This is a genomic window from Candidatus Cardinium sp. cByotN1, assembly GCF_022810525.1.
Classification (GTDB): domain Bacteria; phylum Bacteroidota; class Bacteroidia; order Cytophagales; family Amoebophilaceae; genus Cardinium.
The window spans coordinates 1-15704 of sequence record NZ_JAACGG010000115.1 but is presented as its reverse complement, the minus strand read 5'-3'; the positions used below and the strand labels follow the sequence as shown (position 1 = coordinate 15704).

Annotated in this window: 13 protein-coding genes and 1 tRNA gene; 5 read left to right on the top strand and 9 right to left on the bottom strand. The window is 37.4% G+C overall.

The genetic code is table 11. The features are described 5' to 3' along the window. Nucleotides 1–217: 217 nt before the first annotated feature. Entirely contained in the window at nt 218–850 is a 633-nt protein-coding gene (locus MUW73_RS03255; RefSeq protein WP_243018333.1) for a hypothetical protein, read from the bottom strand. 238 nt (nt 851–1088) lie between these two features. Beyond that, complete coding sequence (gene ileS, locus MUW73_RS03250) at nt 1089–4382, bottom strand: isoleucine--tRNA ligase (protein WP_243575252.1); 3294 nt, start codon at nt 4380–4382, stop codon at nt 1089–1091. A 117-nt stretch (nt 4383–4499) separates the two neighbouring features. On the opposite strand from ileS, the gene MUW73_RS03245 reads away from it, so the two are divergent. Continuing rightward, on the top strand, nt 4500–5447 hold the full coding sequence (locus MUW73_RS03245; RefSeq protein WP_243018329.1) for an acetyl-CoA carboxylase carboxyltransferase subunit alpha: 948 nt from the start codon (nt 4500–4502) through the stop codon (nt 5445–5447). A gap of 57 nt (nt 5448–5504) precedes the next feature. On the opposite strand, the gene MUW73_RS03240 is transcribed toward MUW73_RS03245, so the two are convergent. The 7 genes from MUW73_RS03240 to MUW73_RS03210 all read right to left on the bottom strand — a co-directional run bounded on the left by MUW73_RS03240 (nt 5505) and on the right by MUW73_RS03210 (nt 12273). Continuing rightward, nucleotides 5505–6728 carry an ankyrin repeat domain-containing protein gene (locus tag MUW73_RS03240; protein WP_243575251.1) on the bottom strand — a complete coding sequence of 408 codons (1224 nt, stop codon included), beginning with the start codon at nt 6726–6728 and terminating at the stop codon, nt 5505–5507. Nucleotides 6729–7244: 516 nt separating this feature from the next. Then, on the bottom strand, nt 7245–8348 hold the full coding sequence (locus tag MUW73_RS03235; RefSeq protein ID WP_243575250.1) for an ankyrin repeat domain-containing protein: 1104 nt from the start codon (nt 8346–8348) through the stop codon (nt 7245–7247). A gap of 381 nt (nt 8349–8729) precedes the next feature. Beyond that, entirely contained in the window at nt 8730–8921 is a 192-nt protein-coding gene (locus tag MUW73_RS03230; RefSeq protein WP_243018325.1) for a hypothetical protein, read from the bottom strand. A gap of 44 nt (nt 8922–8965) precedes the next feature. After that, nucleotides 8966–9172, bottom strand: a complete 207-nt coding sequence (locus tag MUW73_RS03225; protein ID WP_243018324.1) for a hypothetical protein — start codon at nt 9170–9172, stop codon at nt 8966–8968. A gap of 153 nt (nt 9173–9325) precedes the next feature. After that, the gene (gene gyrB, locus MUW73_RS03220; RefSeq protein ID WP_243018323.1) at nt 9326–11275 is read right to left on the bottom strand and encodes a DNA topoisomerase (ATP-hydrolyzing) subunit B; all 1950 of its coding nucleotides are present in this window, start codon (nt 11273–11275) and stop codon (nt 9326–9328) included. 89 nt (nt 11276–11364) lie between these two features. Continuing rightward, nucleotides 11365–11826: a Smr/MutS family protein gene (locus MUW73_RS03215; protein ID WP_243018322.1), complete on the bottom strand. Its 462-nt coding sequence runs from the start codon at nt 11824–11826 to the stop codon at nt 11365–11367. Nucleotides 11827–11916: 90 nt separating this feature from the next. Continuing rightward, nucleotides 11917–12273, bottom strand: coding sequence for a DUF4296 domain-containing protein (locus MUW73_RS03210; RefSeq protein ID WP_243018321.1), 357 nt, complete (start codon nt 12271–12273; stop codon nt 11917–11919). 135 nt (nt 12274–12408) lie between these two features. Between MUW73_RS03210 and MUW73_RS03205 the strand changes: the two genes are divergently transcribed. The 4 genes from MUW73_RS03205 (at nt 12409) to MUW73_RS03190 (ending at nt 15098) form a co-directional block, all read left to right on the top strand. Next, a complete protein-coding gene (locus MUW73_RS03205; RefSeq protein ID WP_243018320.1) occupies nt 12409–13305 on the top strand; it encodes a DUF3822 family protein in 897 nt (298 codons plus the stop codon). Between the two features lie 21 nt (nt 13306–13326). Continuing rightward, a complete protein-coding gene (tsaB, locus tag MUW73_RS03200; RefSeq protein ID WP_243018319.1) occupies nt 13327–13995 on the top strand; it encodes a tRNA (adenosine(37)-N6)-threonylcarbamoyltransferase complex dimerization subunit type 1 TsaB in 669 nt (222 codons plus the stop codon). A 187-nt stretch (nt 13996–14182) separates the two neighbouring features. Beyond that, entirely contained in the window at nt 14183–14923 is a 741-nt protein-coding gene (locus MUW73_RS03195) for an outer membrane beta-barrel protein (RefSeq protein ID WP_243018317.1), read from the top strand. Between the two features lie 103 nt (nt 14924–15026). Further along, nucleotides 15027–15098 (top strand) — tRNA-Glu (locus tag MUW73_RS03190). Nucleotides 15099–15704 lie beyond the last annotated feature (606 nt).

Below are 15704 nucleotides of genomic sequence, written 5' to 3'. Positions count from 1 at the left end.
ACCTGCAATCCATCCCTGCAACTGTTTTTCTTTTCATCTGTAAACTGCGCTTTCTGATCGCACTTTTTTCAAAGGGCGCGTTTTTTTTCTAGCATAAGCCATAGTGGTGAACGGAAACGAATCACGCCTAAAACAGGCCGAAAAGCAAATTTCTGCCACAGTGGTGAACGGATACAACAGCACTCACCCGCTGCGCGGGTTCAAACAAGCTGTGTTGCTAATTTTCTTTTTTGGTGCATGCTGTTCTGGCGTTAAATGGATAGGAGTAACTAAGATATAAATAAGTAAATAACAGATTAAAGCTTCCTGTAGAGGAGTGTGCTTCATTTTTAGGTGAGAAAGTAGTTTTTATTCCAACGGCCATACCTTTATTACTTATTTTACCCAAGTGATAATTTATTCCTAAAGAAGGAAAAGGCATGAATGAAATGTGATATTTTGAAGTGTACCAATCTTGCGCACTATATAGGGTAAGGCCCAAATCTATATCCAAGGATAAATCTCTATTGATGATATAATACCTATATCTTCCACCTCCCCCTATTGCGAAGGCTAATCTAGTATCACAATCATAAAACGCTATACTTATTGCAGACCATGAAAAAGAACTGCCTTTTGCTTTGTCACGGTGATCATACACTAGCCCAATGCCTGGATTCACCACAAAAGCCCCGTTTTTATCTAAACCAAGTGGCGCGCTTTTGTAGGCTGGCTTAAAAGCATTAGCTCCTATATGGTAAGAAAGCCCTGACACAAATATACCTACCTCATGCCCAAAAGCATCCAGTGAAAATAGCGTTATAGATAGAAGCATAGCCCCTATTGTTTTTAATAGCCTATTCTTAATCATTTTTTAGTTAACTTAGTCAGCTAGTATAAAAAATTGGGTTATTGCGTTCGGATTAATGTTTAAGCAGCTCAAAGTGGACGCCATTGCTTCAACAGATACAAAATTGGCGTAATCTGGCTATGGTAATAGCTTTAAAACTCAAATACGGTATCTCCTAATTTTACAAAAAATAATTCTTATGAAGAAATATTTTGGGTTTCGTAACCTAAGCTGTAACTGTAATGCGTTACAGATAAACTTATCCTACCTTAGTGAGTCGAACTACTACTAGTACACCTTCTATATCTATTTCGGTTCCTGTTAGCTCAGCTACAAATTGTATTTGTATGGCTTGTGTTTCGGTACAGATATAATCTCTGTGGATGGTAATGGCTTGACCGATCAAGTTTTGATCCCCTTGTATATCAATTGTTATTTTATCTTGTATATCAAAATTAAGTTTTTTTCGTAATTGTTGAATACGGTGGATAAATTCACGTGCGATACCCTCTTTTTCAAGTGCGTGATTCAAGGTGGTATCTAGTGCAATGGTTATTTCTCCTTCTGTGGCCACACACCAGCCGGGTATATCTTCTGTAACAATAAATATATCTGATAGGGTCAGTTGAATGGGTTCACCTGCTAAGGTTAATAGATGGGTATGGCCTTGCTCTAAAGCATAGATTTCAGCTGGTTTCAAAGCTATAATAGCGGCACTAAGCTCTTTCATTCTATGACCATACCGCTTCCCTAAAAGGGGAAAATTAGGTTTGGCTTTTTTAAGATAATGGGTATCATCTACATAATCTATTTGCTTTACATTAATTTCTGCTTTAATTAAGGCTTCTAAACGAAACCATCCAGCTGAAGCAAATAGACCAGCAATGCGCATGCTAGGCAAAGGTTGACGTACCTTGATTTTATGCTTCTTACGTAAAGCATGTGCTAGAGAAACAATTTTTTGTACTTGTCCCATCTCTATTTCTAACATGGAATCTAGGGCCTCTGCCGAGGCTACTGGAAAATCAGTTAAATGGACAGAGTTATTTTTTTCTTGCTGCGTTACATTATTCAATGCCTGGTAAAGGTAATCTGCATAAAAAGGAGCTATAGGTGCCATTAGTTTGGCAACTGTTATCAGACAATGATAGAGCGTTTGATAGGCGGCTTCTTTGTCTTTATCTTGGCTGTTTTTCCAAAACCTTTTTCTATTAAGCCTTACATACCAGTTGCTTAAATCATCAATTACAAAATCTTGAATCATTCTAGCTACTAAGGTAGGCTCATAGTGATCATAGGCTTTGGTTGCGGTTTTAATGAGTGTGTGGGAACGAGAGATAATCCACCGGTCACTCTGATTTAGATCATTATGGGTTAGTAGCTCTTTCTGAAAATAGAACTCATCTAAATTGGCATAAAGTGCAAAAAAATTATAGGTGCTATGTAGGGTAATAAAAAACTTGCGGGCTGCTTCTGCTACACCTGCTTTATCGAATTTTAAGTTATCCCAAGGATTACCATTGCTGATCATATACCAACGTATGGCATCTGGACCATATTCTGCCAATAGCTCCATTGGGTCAATGGTATTGCCAATACTTTTAGACATTTTATTACCATTTTTATCCAATATGAGTCCATTGACTACTACATTTTTAAAGGCAGGTATTTCAAAAAGTAAGGTTGAAATAACATGCAAGGTAAAAAACCATCCTCTGGTTTGGTCTATCCCTTCTGCAATAAAATCAGCCGGAAATCCTTTTTCAAAAATTTCTTGATTTTCAAATGGATAGTGCCATTGTGCACAAGGCATTGCACCGGAATCGAACCAAACATCTATTACAGCTGTTTCTCGATACATAGGTAACCCATTGCTACTGACTAGTACGATTTCATCTACGTAAGGACGGTGTAAATCAATAGTTGCCGGTAAAGCTTCTTTCATATAGCCAGCCAATATAGCTTGCTCTACTTCAAAAGTAAGTTCTGCTAGGGAACTAATACATTTTTCTTCTTTTTGATCAGCTGTACGCCAGATAGGGAGAGGAATGCCCCAATAGCGTTCACGACTTAAATTCCAATCTACTAGATTCTCCAGCCAATTACCAAAACGTCCTTTTCCTACAGCGGCAGGTTTCCATTTAATGGTATCGTTTAATTCAATTAATAATTCCTTATAGGCGGTTGTTTTAATAAACCAGGCATCTAGTGGATAGTAGAGAATGGGTGTATGGGTACGCCAGCAATGGGGATAACTGTGCTCATATTTTTCTACTTTAAATGCTTTGTTTTCTTGTTTTAGTTTAGTGGCAATTAGTAGGTCTACAGGTGGTAAAGTCGTATCTGTTTGGTAAGCTGCTTTTACATAAAGTCCGGCAAAATCAGTAATTTCCGCTACAAATCGACCTTTTTTGTCTACAATCGGTATTGATTCACCTGCTGGATTGGTGACCATAATAGAGGCAATATTTTCTTTTTGAGCAATCCGGTAATCATCTGACCCAAAGGTAGGGGCAATGTGCACAATCCCGGTACCTTCTGTAGTGGTTACAAAGTCTGCTGCAATTACTTTAAAGGCATCCCCTTTAGGTGCTACATAAGGCAAGAGCTGTTCATAACGTAAGCCTACTAGATCTCTTCCTGTATAGCTAGCAATGATCTCCCAAGGCAAGCTAGTAGGATTAGTTTGATAATCAATCTGATAGCTATCACAGCTAGTTGGTGTACTTGTAAAGAAACGGCTTAGGGCATCTTCTGCTAAGATAACCTGAATAGGAAGATGGGTATAGGGATTGATCGTGGCTACTTTAACATAGTTGATCGTAGGGCCTACTGCCAGGGCGCTATTGGCAGGAAGGGTCCATGGGGTGGTTGTCCATGCTAAAAAGTATTCGTTTTCCTTATTCAATTGTTTAAACTGGGCTACAATAGCAATATCTTTTACTAACTTATAGCAGCCTGGCTGGTTTAATTCATGGGAGCTTAGCCCTGTTCCTGTAATAGGTGAATAAGGTTGTATGGTATATCCTTTATAGAGGAGTTCTTTGTTGTACAGTGCTTTTAGTAAGTACCAAACTGATTCAATATAATCGCGCTCGTAGGTGATATAAGGATTTTGGTTATCTTTCCAATAGCCTAGCTCCTTATTAACCGTTTCCCACTCGCTTTTGTAGGCCATAACGGTTGCGCGACAGGCCTGATTATAATCGATAATGCTAATTTTTTTACCAATATCTTCCTTGGTAATACCTAACTGCTTTTCCACTTGAAGTTCTACGGGTAATCCATGCGTATCCCAACCACTTTTGCGGCGCACATAATAGCCTCGCATGGTCTTATATCTGGTAAAAAGATCTTTAACAGCCATGGCTAAAATATGATGTACACCCGGCGCACCATTGGCTGAAGGGGGGCCTTCAAAAAAAACAAAAGGCTCTTGCCCTTGACGCTGCTCCATGGAGCGTTCAAATGTTTTGTTGGCTTCCCAAAAATGGCTGATTGCTTTTGCAACTTCTATTAAGTTGAGTTGCGGTTGTGTTGTATACTTTTTCATCTATGCAAGAGGTCTAATAACTATTAGCTCCAATTTAATGAAAAAGTTATAGGGTAAGCTAGGTTATGCTAAAAAAGCATTAGATTTGGCTATAAAAGTTAATCAAATCTCCACGTTATGTTATTAGATTTTGAAAAACCAATTGTTAAGCTTGAAGAAAAGCTTGCTAAGATGCAAGAAGCGGCCAAGGCGCAAAATGCCCCAGCGCTTATGGCCTCCATTGAAAAGTTAGCCAATGATATAAAAGCGTTACAAAAGAGAACGTTTCAAAATCTAACCAGATGGCAACGGGTTCAGCTGGCCCGCCATCCAGATAGGCCCTATACACTGGACTATATCCAACAGATTACAGAAAGTTTTGTTGAACTACATGGAGATCGTTTGGCAGGAGATGATAAGGCAATGGTGGGTGGCTTTGGTACGATCAATGGGCAAACTATCATGTTTATCGGTCACCAAAAAGGCAGAACTACCAAGGAACGGCAAATGCGCAACTTTGGCATGCCCAATCCAGAAGGGTATCGCAAAGCACTTCGTTTGATGCGCTTGGCAGAAAAATTTAACAAACCCATTATTACTTTTATAGATACCCCTGGTGCCTATCCAGGCATGGAAGCAGAAGAGCGTGGGCAAGCAGAAGCTATTGCTAGCAATATTCAAGCTATGTTTGGGCTACGCGTACCCATTATATCCATTGTGATAGGAGAGGGTGCTTCAGGAGGTGCTTTGGGTATTGCTATAGGTGACTATGTGCTTATGTTAGAACATACCTGGTATTCTGTTATTACACCTGAATCATGTTCTTCTATCCTCTGGAAAAGTTGGGACTATAAGGAGCAAGCTGCAGAAATGTTACAAATAACAGCCAAAGACATGTTAAATTTTGGTTTGATAGATGGGCTTATTAAAGAGCCCATAGGGGGGGCTCATAGAGATTTACCAACAGCAGCAGGGCTTATTAAAAAGAGTATTCTTAATCATTTAGAAAAGCTATCCAATAAATCTATTGAGACGCTCTTGCAAGAGCGAACAGAGAAATTTTGTGCTATGGGAAAAATAGGTTAATGGCTTTTTTATTCATGTCATGAATAGATACGGTTAGTAAGGCTCAACAGGTGGCTACTACAAAAGTAATAGAGGTGTTAAATAGTGTAGGGTGGACATTGTGAGTGGGATCATCAATAGTATATGCATAGCTATAGTAATATCCTTCCGGCTGAATTTTATTCCACTGTAAAATTTACTTAAATCTTTTATATATGAATCGCTTATCACTTCCTTGCAACAAGGACAAAGATGTTTGTAAGTATAGGAAGGTAAAAGACTTAATTCTATAGATCCTTTAGATTGATTAATAAGCGACCCCACTAAGCAGGAGCCATGAACGTAATGGCCACATGAAGGCATTTTGATGGTCGTGGGCTCTTTTTCTTTTTTATAACATGCTATGCAAGTTCTATTTTCCTCTCCTATTAGGAGAGGATTAGGCCCGTTATACTTCTCATTAAAGAATGCGTGTAGCTTTGCATCAACGTTTGCTAATTCTTTGTGATCTATTGGAGATAGATCCAATTTTTCTAGCTGATTTATGACGGCATTTCGAATATATTTTTCAGTAAATTTATTGGTTGAAGCACAAAGCGGATTTGCACCATGCTTGATCAGTAAGGCAACAATTTTTTGTTGATCTTCATTGTTTTTTACTTTACCTACTATTGCTAAAGGAGCTTCTCCCTTAGCATTTAAGCAATTAGGATTTGCCCCAGCTTGCAGTAGTAAATCCAGAAGTGTTATCCAGCTTTGGTTATCTCCCTTTACGTGTACTGATATAGTTAGTATTACTGCTGTAAGCATTGTCTCTCCAGCTCTATTCCGATCATTTAAATCTGCTTTGTGTTCGATTAATCGCTTAATAATTGTACTATAGCTACTATGGTTATGAAGCTCACTTGCTTGGTTATAGGAAAGTAGCTCAGTAGCTTCTTTGTAAGAGGAGCGTAGCTCTGTTTTATGTGCAGGCTTAAGATTGATACCTTTAAACAAAGCTTTTATAGCATTTTGATCACCTGCTACTGCTTTTTCAAGTAGGCATTTACCTTCAGATAGGCATTGCTTATGATCATAATAATCTTCTGCTAAAAGATCTTGTTCGCTTGTATGATTATATGGAGCCTGATCAAGCGTAGTGTATTTGGCTAGATTATGGCTTCCGTTTTTCTGGCGATTATTACAACTACCAGTTAGTGCTGTACAAAAACAAAAGCAGGCTAACATAGCCATCGTCTCTTTGGCAGGCAATATGCTACCTGCTTGCTGCTTTTTTATTTTATACTTGTTATTGCTCATAACGATAGTAGCCATTACCAATGACTATTTAAAATAGCTATATTAGAAATACATCATCAAATATCAATGTAAAGAGTATTTGTAAAAGATGCAAGTTCCTATTCAGCCAGCACACAGGAGTGGTGGGTTAGATAGGTTTCTGCCACTTTTATATTAAAGAAAATAGGTATTCTATTCCACTACTCTGGCAGCAGTAGACCTAAAAAACGACCCTTGTAAAATAGTTACGCTCAGCAAGTGAGCGTAACAACTAAAATAAAAAACAGCCGAAGGAGAGATACAAGGACGAAGGGCTTGGTTTTTTCTATTTTTTGATCAAGCAAAAAATGGTATCAAAAAGCCTTTTTTACCAATGTTCTTGAACAAACACAAAAACATTATTTTAGTAGCTACACTTAATAAGTAGCTGGTATGCCTTAATATTTATCTGAATGTATTACCTTTTTGAAAGGCTATTTTGGGAGGCTATAGAATAACAAATGATGCATATGTTTGGTCAAATGAGCCTACTCTGATTCATCTAGGTCTGTCTTTGTAGGCATCTAACAATTCCTTGATCTGAGGATAAGCGGATGCATAATCGAAAACAGTTTTGCCTTCATCATCTTTATCTTGTGGATCCACTCTTGCTCCTTGTTTTAGTAAGGCTCTCACAATATGGATATATGTAGGTCCCTTCATGACTGCATACATTAATGGAGTCCTTTTTTTATTATCTTTTGCATGCACATCAGCTTCTTTCTCTACTAATATTGGAGCAATAGATGGGTTATGCTTTAGTGCATATAATAATAGTGTCCAGCTTGCATCATCACTTGCCTGTATATTTAGACCTTGATTAAGCCAATATTGTACCCTTTCTTCTATCCAATTATACTTAGTAAGATCGTGCACAATGGCTAAATGTAGTGACATAGGATGCTTTCTAACCAACTCTTTTAATACTTTTATTTCTTTTGATTCTTTGTGCTGATCCAATAATGCCTTCATTTCATCAGTCTTTGCATAATCGGCAGCAGTTTGCTTCTTATTATCTTGCATATCCACTTTTGCTCCTTGTTGTATTAAGTATTTGGCTACCTCTACAGACTGGTGTGAGGCTGCATACATTAATGCAGTCATTTGTTTGTTGTCTTGTGCATTCACATCTACTCCTTTGTCTATTAATCTCTTTAAAATAGGTTCATTAAAATCTCTGATAAAGAATAAAAGCGTTTGGCCGGTTTTAGTTTTTGCAGTCACATTGGCCCCTTTATCTATTAACATTGGAGTAACATCTAGATTACGCTCTACTGCATAGAATAATAGTGTCCAGCCTTCATCATCACTTGCATTTATATCTAGACCTTGATCAAGCCAATACGCTATACTGCTTGCTGAGAGATTATGTTTGTCAAGATCTTCTAAAACCGCTTTACTTAAGAACATATGATCCTTTACGGACAAATGTTTTGCTTGATCTGGTGTCGCATTATTGACACCTAGTGATTGCGTTATACCTATACAAGAAACGAAGGTATAAAAGGCTAAGAGCCAGATGCATAAAAGTAGATGAGCTTGTATATTTTTTTTGTTTATAGTAATCATAATTTGATCTAGTAATGAAATAATTATAACCATAACCACCAAGCAGAATGATCGCAATAAACAATCTGATAACCTATATTAGATTCTTCCCCCTGCTTAAGCTGATTAAGGAAAAAAACTTAATTAAAGCAGTAATAAAACAACGAATTGATTTTATTTGCTACTCAATTAATACAAAAATATAAATAGAATTGCAAATAAGTATGCGTGTGCATTCACGCGGTATGGCGGGGTTATACCTAAAAAAGCAACTTGATTGACTGAAGTTTGTCAGGGGACATGTGTTGACGCAATAGTGTTAACTTAAGGTTCATACTACGCTGGTTATTAAATATAATAGCATTTTTGTGTTTCACTTTTTCCCCAGTAGGGAATGGATACAAATAGGTTGAAGAGGTATAAATAAGCAGGCTGCTAAAAAAGCAGCGCTACTATCTTTTTTACCCAAGGGCTCAATAAATGTTGCTTTACAATAGATAAAGAAGCCCGTTGTATACCCAAATATAGCTTTTTGTTTAGTTTTCCCTTATGGCTATTAGGGATCAAAAACCATAAAGCAAGCGTACCTAAAAATGCCCCCCAACCTAACCATAATTTTTTAGACATATATTATTTATTATAGGAATTAACCCAGTCTATTATAAACTTATTTAGGTTAATCCCTTAACGGCATTTTTAATAGTATGAATGGCTTCTTCAGCCTTTTCAGAAGATGATTTAAGACAACCAGATAGCTGTGTTGCTTTTTTTTGCATTGCTTTTGTTATTTTTTTCTTAGTATCATCGCAAATGAAAGCGCCTAATACAGTCCCTAATAGCATACCTAAGATTAGATAATATAGATTTCTAAAGATCATTTTACTTGAAATGTTTAAATGTTACACAACCGTTGGATTACTACCGTGAATTTAAAGAGTTTAAGTTAAGAAAGCTATAAGCTTACCATAAAAAAATGTCTATTCAGCTCTGACCATTGCTGTATACCTATAAAAATAAAAAAACGCCTTACTTTACACATCTAATTTAGCGTATTTGGCGTAACGTTCTATAAATTCCCTGCGAGGTGGTACTTCATCTCCCATTAACATAGAAAAAAGATGTTCTGCTGCCAGCGCAGAAGCTATGGTTACCTGTTTTAGGTTTCGTCGGGTGGGATCCATAGTGGTATCCCAAAGTTGAATTTCATTCATCTCACCTAACCCTTTATAACGTTGTACAAATACAGCATCAGCTTTTCCATCTTTAGCGCTAAATTGCGCTACATAGGCTTCTTTTTCTGATTCTGTCCAACAATATTGTTCCGCTTTGTCTCGTTTGACCAGGTAGAGTGGAGGGGAAGCAATGTAAAGGTAACCCTTTTCTATAATGTCGCGCATATAGCGAAAGAAAAACGTTAAAATAAGGGTGCGAATATGGCTGCCATCTACATCTGCATCGGTCATAATGACAATTTTGTGGTAGCGTAACTTATCTAAATGGATGGCTTGGTCACTACCATCCGTGCCCATGGTTACACCTAATGCTGTGATCATATTTCTGACCTGCTCATTATCGTATATTTTATATGCTTGCGCTTTTTCTACATTTAAAATTTTCCCTTTTAAGGGAAGAATGGCTTGGAACCTTCGGTTTCTACCCATTTTAGCCGTACCACCAGCCGAATCACCCTCGACCAGAAAGAGTTCACAAAGGGTCGGGTCTCGTTCGGAACAATCAGCTAATTTACCAGGCAGGCTGTTGCTCATTAAGACATTTTTGCGTTGAACCATTTCACGTGCTTTCCGAGCAGCTTGGCGGGCTTGGGCAGCTACGATCACTTTATTAATAATCAGCTTTGCCTCTTTAGGGTGTTCTTCTAAGTAGTAATGCAATGCTTCGGCTACACAGCTTTCTACAGCACCTTGTACCTCTGCATTACCTAGTTTGGTTTTTGTTTGTCCTTCAAACTGAGGTTCTGCCACTTTTACAGAAATTACAGCGGTTAAACCTTCTCTAAAGTCATCTCCAATAATTTCTATTTTTGCTTTTTCTAATAACCCAGATTTATCCGCATAGTTTTTTAAGGTGCGTGTTAAGGCTCTTCTGAATCCAGTTACGTGCATGCCCCCTTCAAGGGTATGTATGTTGTTTACATAGGAAACCACTGTCTCAGAATAGCCCGTGTTGTACGTCATGGCAACTTGCACCACTACATTGTTTTTTTCTCCCTCTACAAGAATAGGGGCGGGCATAATGGACACTTTGGTGCTGTCTAAATGGGCAACAAATTCTCGAAGTCCTCCTTGAGAATGGAAGTGCTGGCTGAAAGGGTTACCTTGTTCATCTTTTTCACGTCGATCCTCTAGTTCCATCTTTAACCCTACATTTAGATAGGCCAGCTCTTGTAACCTATTGACAATCGTATGTAGGTTATAGACCGTAGTGGTAAAAATAGCACTGTCTGGTGTAAAATGAACGGTGGTGCCTCGTAGTTGGGTAGTACCTACTTCTTTAACAGCGTAGAGTGGAATGCCTTGGGCATATGCTTGCTTGTATATTTTTCCATTTCGGTATACGGTAACTTCTAAGTGAATGGATAATGCGTTTACACAAGAAACCCCTACACCATGCAAGCCACCAGAAATCTTGTAGGTATCTTTATCGAATTTACCCCCTGCATGGAGTGTGGTCATAACTACCTCTAAGGCTGATTTTTGTTCTTTTTGATGGAGGCCAACAGGAATCCCACGACCGTTATCCCATACGGTAATAGCGTTATCTTCATGAATAATAATACCAATTTTAGTGCAATGGCCTGCTAAAGACTCATCAATAGAGTTGTCTACTACTTCCCAAACAAGATGGTGTAATCCTTTTATGCCTACATCCCCAATGTACATGGCAGGGCGTTTGCGCACTGCTTCTAACCCTTCTAGGATTTGGATATTATCTGCTGAATAGTCATTAATCGTTGGGGTCATCTTTAAAAGCTGGTTTAAATAAAAAATTGATCAGTAGTTCTGCCAAAGAAGTATTAAGACTAGGATACTAAGCTTAGATAACATGAAGGCTATAGCTGAGCTATGGTCATACCTGCCATGCAATCTATGGGACTTTCCCCTATTACCTCTTTTACTAAAGGGTGGTCGTTTAAATATTTGCGTATCGCATTACGTAAAATGCCCATTCCTTGTCCATGGATGATTTTTAATCGACTATGACCTAATAATAAGGAGCGATCTAGAAACTTTTCTAATACCAATAACGCTTGTGCTTTGTTCAAGCCATGTAGATCAAGTACAGGATCGATTTTCTTAGATGGTTTAACCCTGCTAAATTTGTTTCGTTTAGCAGCTGTTTTGGCAATAGGCGATGGAGATTTTACTAATTCAATGGCGTGAAGTGGTAAGTAAAAATGTAACATGCCGACAGCAACCAATACTTTTTTATCTAGGCTTATACGTACCACTTCACCTATGCTAGGGTGATCTTTAAGCTGTACGTAACTACCAATCGCAATAGTGGATTCCATTATCACATATTAAATAACATAAATTAAACACTAAGTTGCCTTTGCAATAGATACTTAAGATACCACTAGTATCTCTGTTTTACAAGGCGTTTACTCACTAGCAAGTGCGTTTAAAGCTATATAGACTTTTTCATAAATAGTAAGGGCCCTCTCCGAAGAAGCTTCTAGATAATACTTTACACTCTCTTTAAAGCTTTTCGGATCTACCTTATATAAGGCTAATATTTTTTGATAGTTTTGATGGTGTAATATATCTATAGTTTCTTTAGGATCATATCTATTGAGCAGCCAACTATTCAGTAATTCTAAGTCTCGTATAATATTTACAAAAGTTACTTCATGGATTACAGTAGTGGGTGGACGATGGCTATACAAAGTTTTAAAAGTTGCCTTACCTAGGCCATACAACAGGAGAAATGGTAAAAGAATAAGAGCTATTTTTTTCATATTCCCAATAAAGAGGTTAATTGATGTATTCGATGTAAAGTTAAGTAAAAACCCCTATATTAGATAGATGTGAAGTAAAAAATTAGATACATATCTTTACTTCTGCCCAAAAAATAGCCATCCCAGCAAGAAAATATGGAAGTCTTCCCAAAAAAAATTCTTTCTGTTGTTCATCCAAGCAAATTCAATTTTGATAAAAGCAGTCATTACCATTTATCTATTAGTATAGGCCATGGTTTGATTAAAGTCTGTTGTATAGAACGGACTACCCAAGAATGCGTCCTATTGGGCATATATGAGCTCCCTATGGATACAAATCAGCCAAGCTATATCAAAAGCTTGGAACAATTGTATAACCAAGATTTTTTTTTGATTAAAAAAGATTGGTCTTCTGTTACTTTATCTGTTTCAAATCGCAAGTTTACCCTTTTGCCTCATTTGCTTTTAAGTAAAAAAGATTTGCCTGCCTATATGCATGTTGCATGTGGTGTAGATCCAAATGATGAGGTGATCTCTTTCACCCATCCATTGGCCAAAGTGTCCGTTGTCTTTTCAGAAAATGCCGCTGTTTTAGATTGGTTTAGAAAGCGCTATACCGGTAGTAATTTGTATATTATTCATCAAGTTAATGCCATTATCGAGGGATTTCAAGTAGAATGTCTACCTAAAACAGAATTATTTGTCTGGTTGGCAGAGGACTATTTTTATATAGTCCTGCATAAGAAAAGTAAGCTACTCTATTGCAATCTTTTTACTTATAACACAGCCGATGACTTTTTAACTTGTCTATCGGCTGTCATACAGGTTATGCAATTAGAACGTACCTCCTGTGCGTTGCTGGTAGGTGGGTTGATTCAAAAGAAATCATTGGCTTATCGTCAGCTACAAGCTTATATGCCAAAGGTCACATTAAAAACTAAATTAGATTTCTTAAAACCCAATCCATATGTTTGTAAAGTAAGTGCTACCTGGCCTATGTTGTATTTTGATTTGATGAGTAGTTTTCTTTGTCATACACCTAGTAGGCAATAGACTTAAAATAAAAATATTTTTATGTCGCTTATTTTAAGCATTGAAACCGCCACAGCTGCTTGTTCCGTTGCGTTGCATGAAGCCGGAAAGCTTGTAGCCCATAGTGCACGCTTAGTCGACCGTTCCCATTCGGAATACTTGATGCCCTTCATAGAAGATTTATTAAAAAATAGCAACCATGATCGCCAATCTTTAGTAGCTGTAGCCATATCTGGTGGTCCTGGTTCTTACACAGGCCTACGGATTGGCACTGCAGTGGCAAAAGGCCTTTGCTATGGACTAGCTATTCCACTGATTGCAGTTGGTACCTTAGAAGCTATGGCATATGGTATGGCTCCCTTTGTGAATGGGGAGACTTTGTTATGTCCGGCCATTGATGCCAGGAGGAGTGCTATTTATACGCTTATAGCTGACCAATTAGGCCAAATCAAGCGTTCTGCTCATGTGGCGCTCTTGGATAGCCAGTCATACAGAGATGAACTGCCTAAGCAACCTTTACTTTTTTTTGGAGATGGGGTGCTAAAATGTAAAATATTGCTTGCAGGTCAACCAAATGTTCGTTTCATAGAAGATATCGTTCCTTCTGCCATACACATAGGAAGCTTGGCGTTTCCAAAATTTCAACAACAGCTTTGGACAGATATTTCTAGTTATAGGCCTTATTATTTAACTCAGTTTCACGGAAAATAAAATAATGCCCCATCTTTATTTGTTTTTTTTTAAAATTAGCCTTAATATTGCTGCTATTAAGTCATTTGGTCGGGTGGGCTGGCTTGCCTAAAGCCAAGTTAATGCCCTGTAATAGAAGTTATAATTAAGTAATAATTCTAGAGTAAAAAGTTCATAATAGATACAATTTTTAAATATAAATTAAGATATGACAAGAATAAAAAAAACGTTAATGGCAGGCGTTCTTGCTTGCACTGCCCTTAATGCACAAGCAGAAGTAAGTTCTTTTGGCTTCGGTGCAAAGCTTGGTGGGAGTATCACCCCCTATGTAGGATACAATTCTGAGACTAAGATTAGTAGTAAAAACAGCGAGCATAATTATCTTGACAACTTTTTTGTTTGTGGTGGTCTTTATGGCGAATATGCTTTTAACGATTATATAGGTGCTGAATTACAACTCGGTTACTTGAGGCAAGGATTTACACTAGAAGCACAAGCAGGTAATGCCAGTGATACTAAAAATAGTGATAAAAACGCTTCTACTCCATCTATTACTATGTTGAGCCATGGCGTGCATGTTCCCATTTGTGTATGTGTTTATCCACTTGGTCGTCAGCAAGAACAAGGTATTTTAAAGGTTATGGTCGGTGCTGCTCCTTATATGCCACTTAGCACAACTTGTAAAAAAACGGGTGCAAACTTTGAGCTTACTGATGATCAAAAAAAAGAGATAGCAGGCTTTAGTGTAGCAGCTACTGCTGGTGTGGCATATGAGTGTACTTTTGGATTATTTGTTGACCTTAAATATGGTCTCAACTTTATGAATAGCTTTAAGCTAGAATCAGATAAGTCACAAACTATATTCTCAGATGCTACTGATTTCAAACAAGCTAAGCCACACTATCTAACGCTTAATGCTGGTTATAATTTTGCATCTCTATTCCTTTAGTAATTTGCAACCCAGGTGGTAAATATCATTTGAGATCCTTTTTTATATTACCTGACCTTAGTAATAGCTAGCTAGTTCATACTAGCTGGCTATTCTGTCATATGGCCCGTTCGTCTAGGGGTTAGGACGTCAGGTTTTCATCCTGGAAACAGGGGTTCGATTCCCCTACGGGCTACGTTTAATGCTATACGCTGTTTCTTTATAGGCTTTTCTTTTTTATAGATCTTTCTATCGCTGCAGCTAATACATATTGTCTATTCCAGATTTTTTCTATCCATTCACCATTTAGTCAATACTACCCATAAAAAAAAAGCGCTTCTTATAAAAATTTGCGATCAGCAAGCATCAGCTTATAGATGAAAAGAAAAATAGTTGCAGGAAGGGAGGGGCAAGGTATGGCTTCTGTTTTGCTATCTGTGGGGACGCCATATCAGATGTGTTTTTTTCGGTCAAACAGTAAAAGAATAAACTAAAAACTTTTCCCAATTGCTTGTCTCAAAATATTTTATTAGCGTAAATTATGAATTTATTTAATTGATTTACAATAACTCAATATTACTTATTTAGTTAATATTTTTAACTCCTCAATAAGTAGGTTATCTGTTTATGATTTATTACATTTTTTATAAAACATGATCAATATGACGTTCTCGTATCTTATCTGTTCACCGTATCCGTTCACGACTTTGGTTTTTCTTCGATTATATTTAACAACTCTTTGGTTTGCGTTGAGGAAATTAGTAGAAAATGAATTTTTGTTGTTACTTTTTTCTTGATAAAA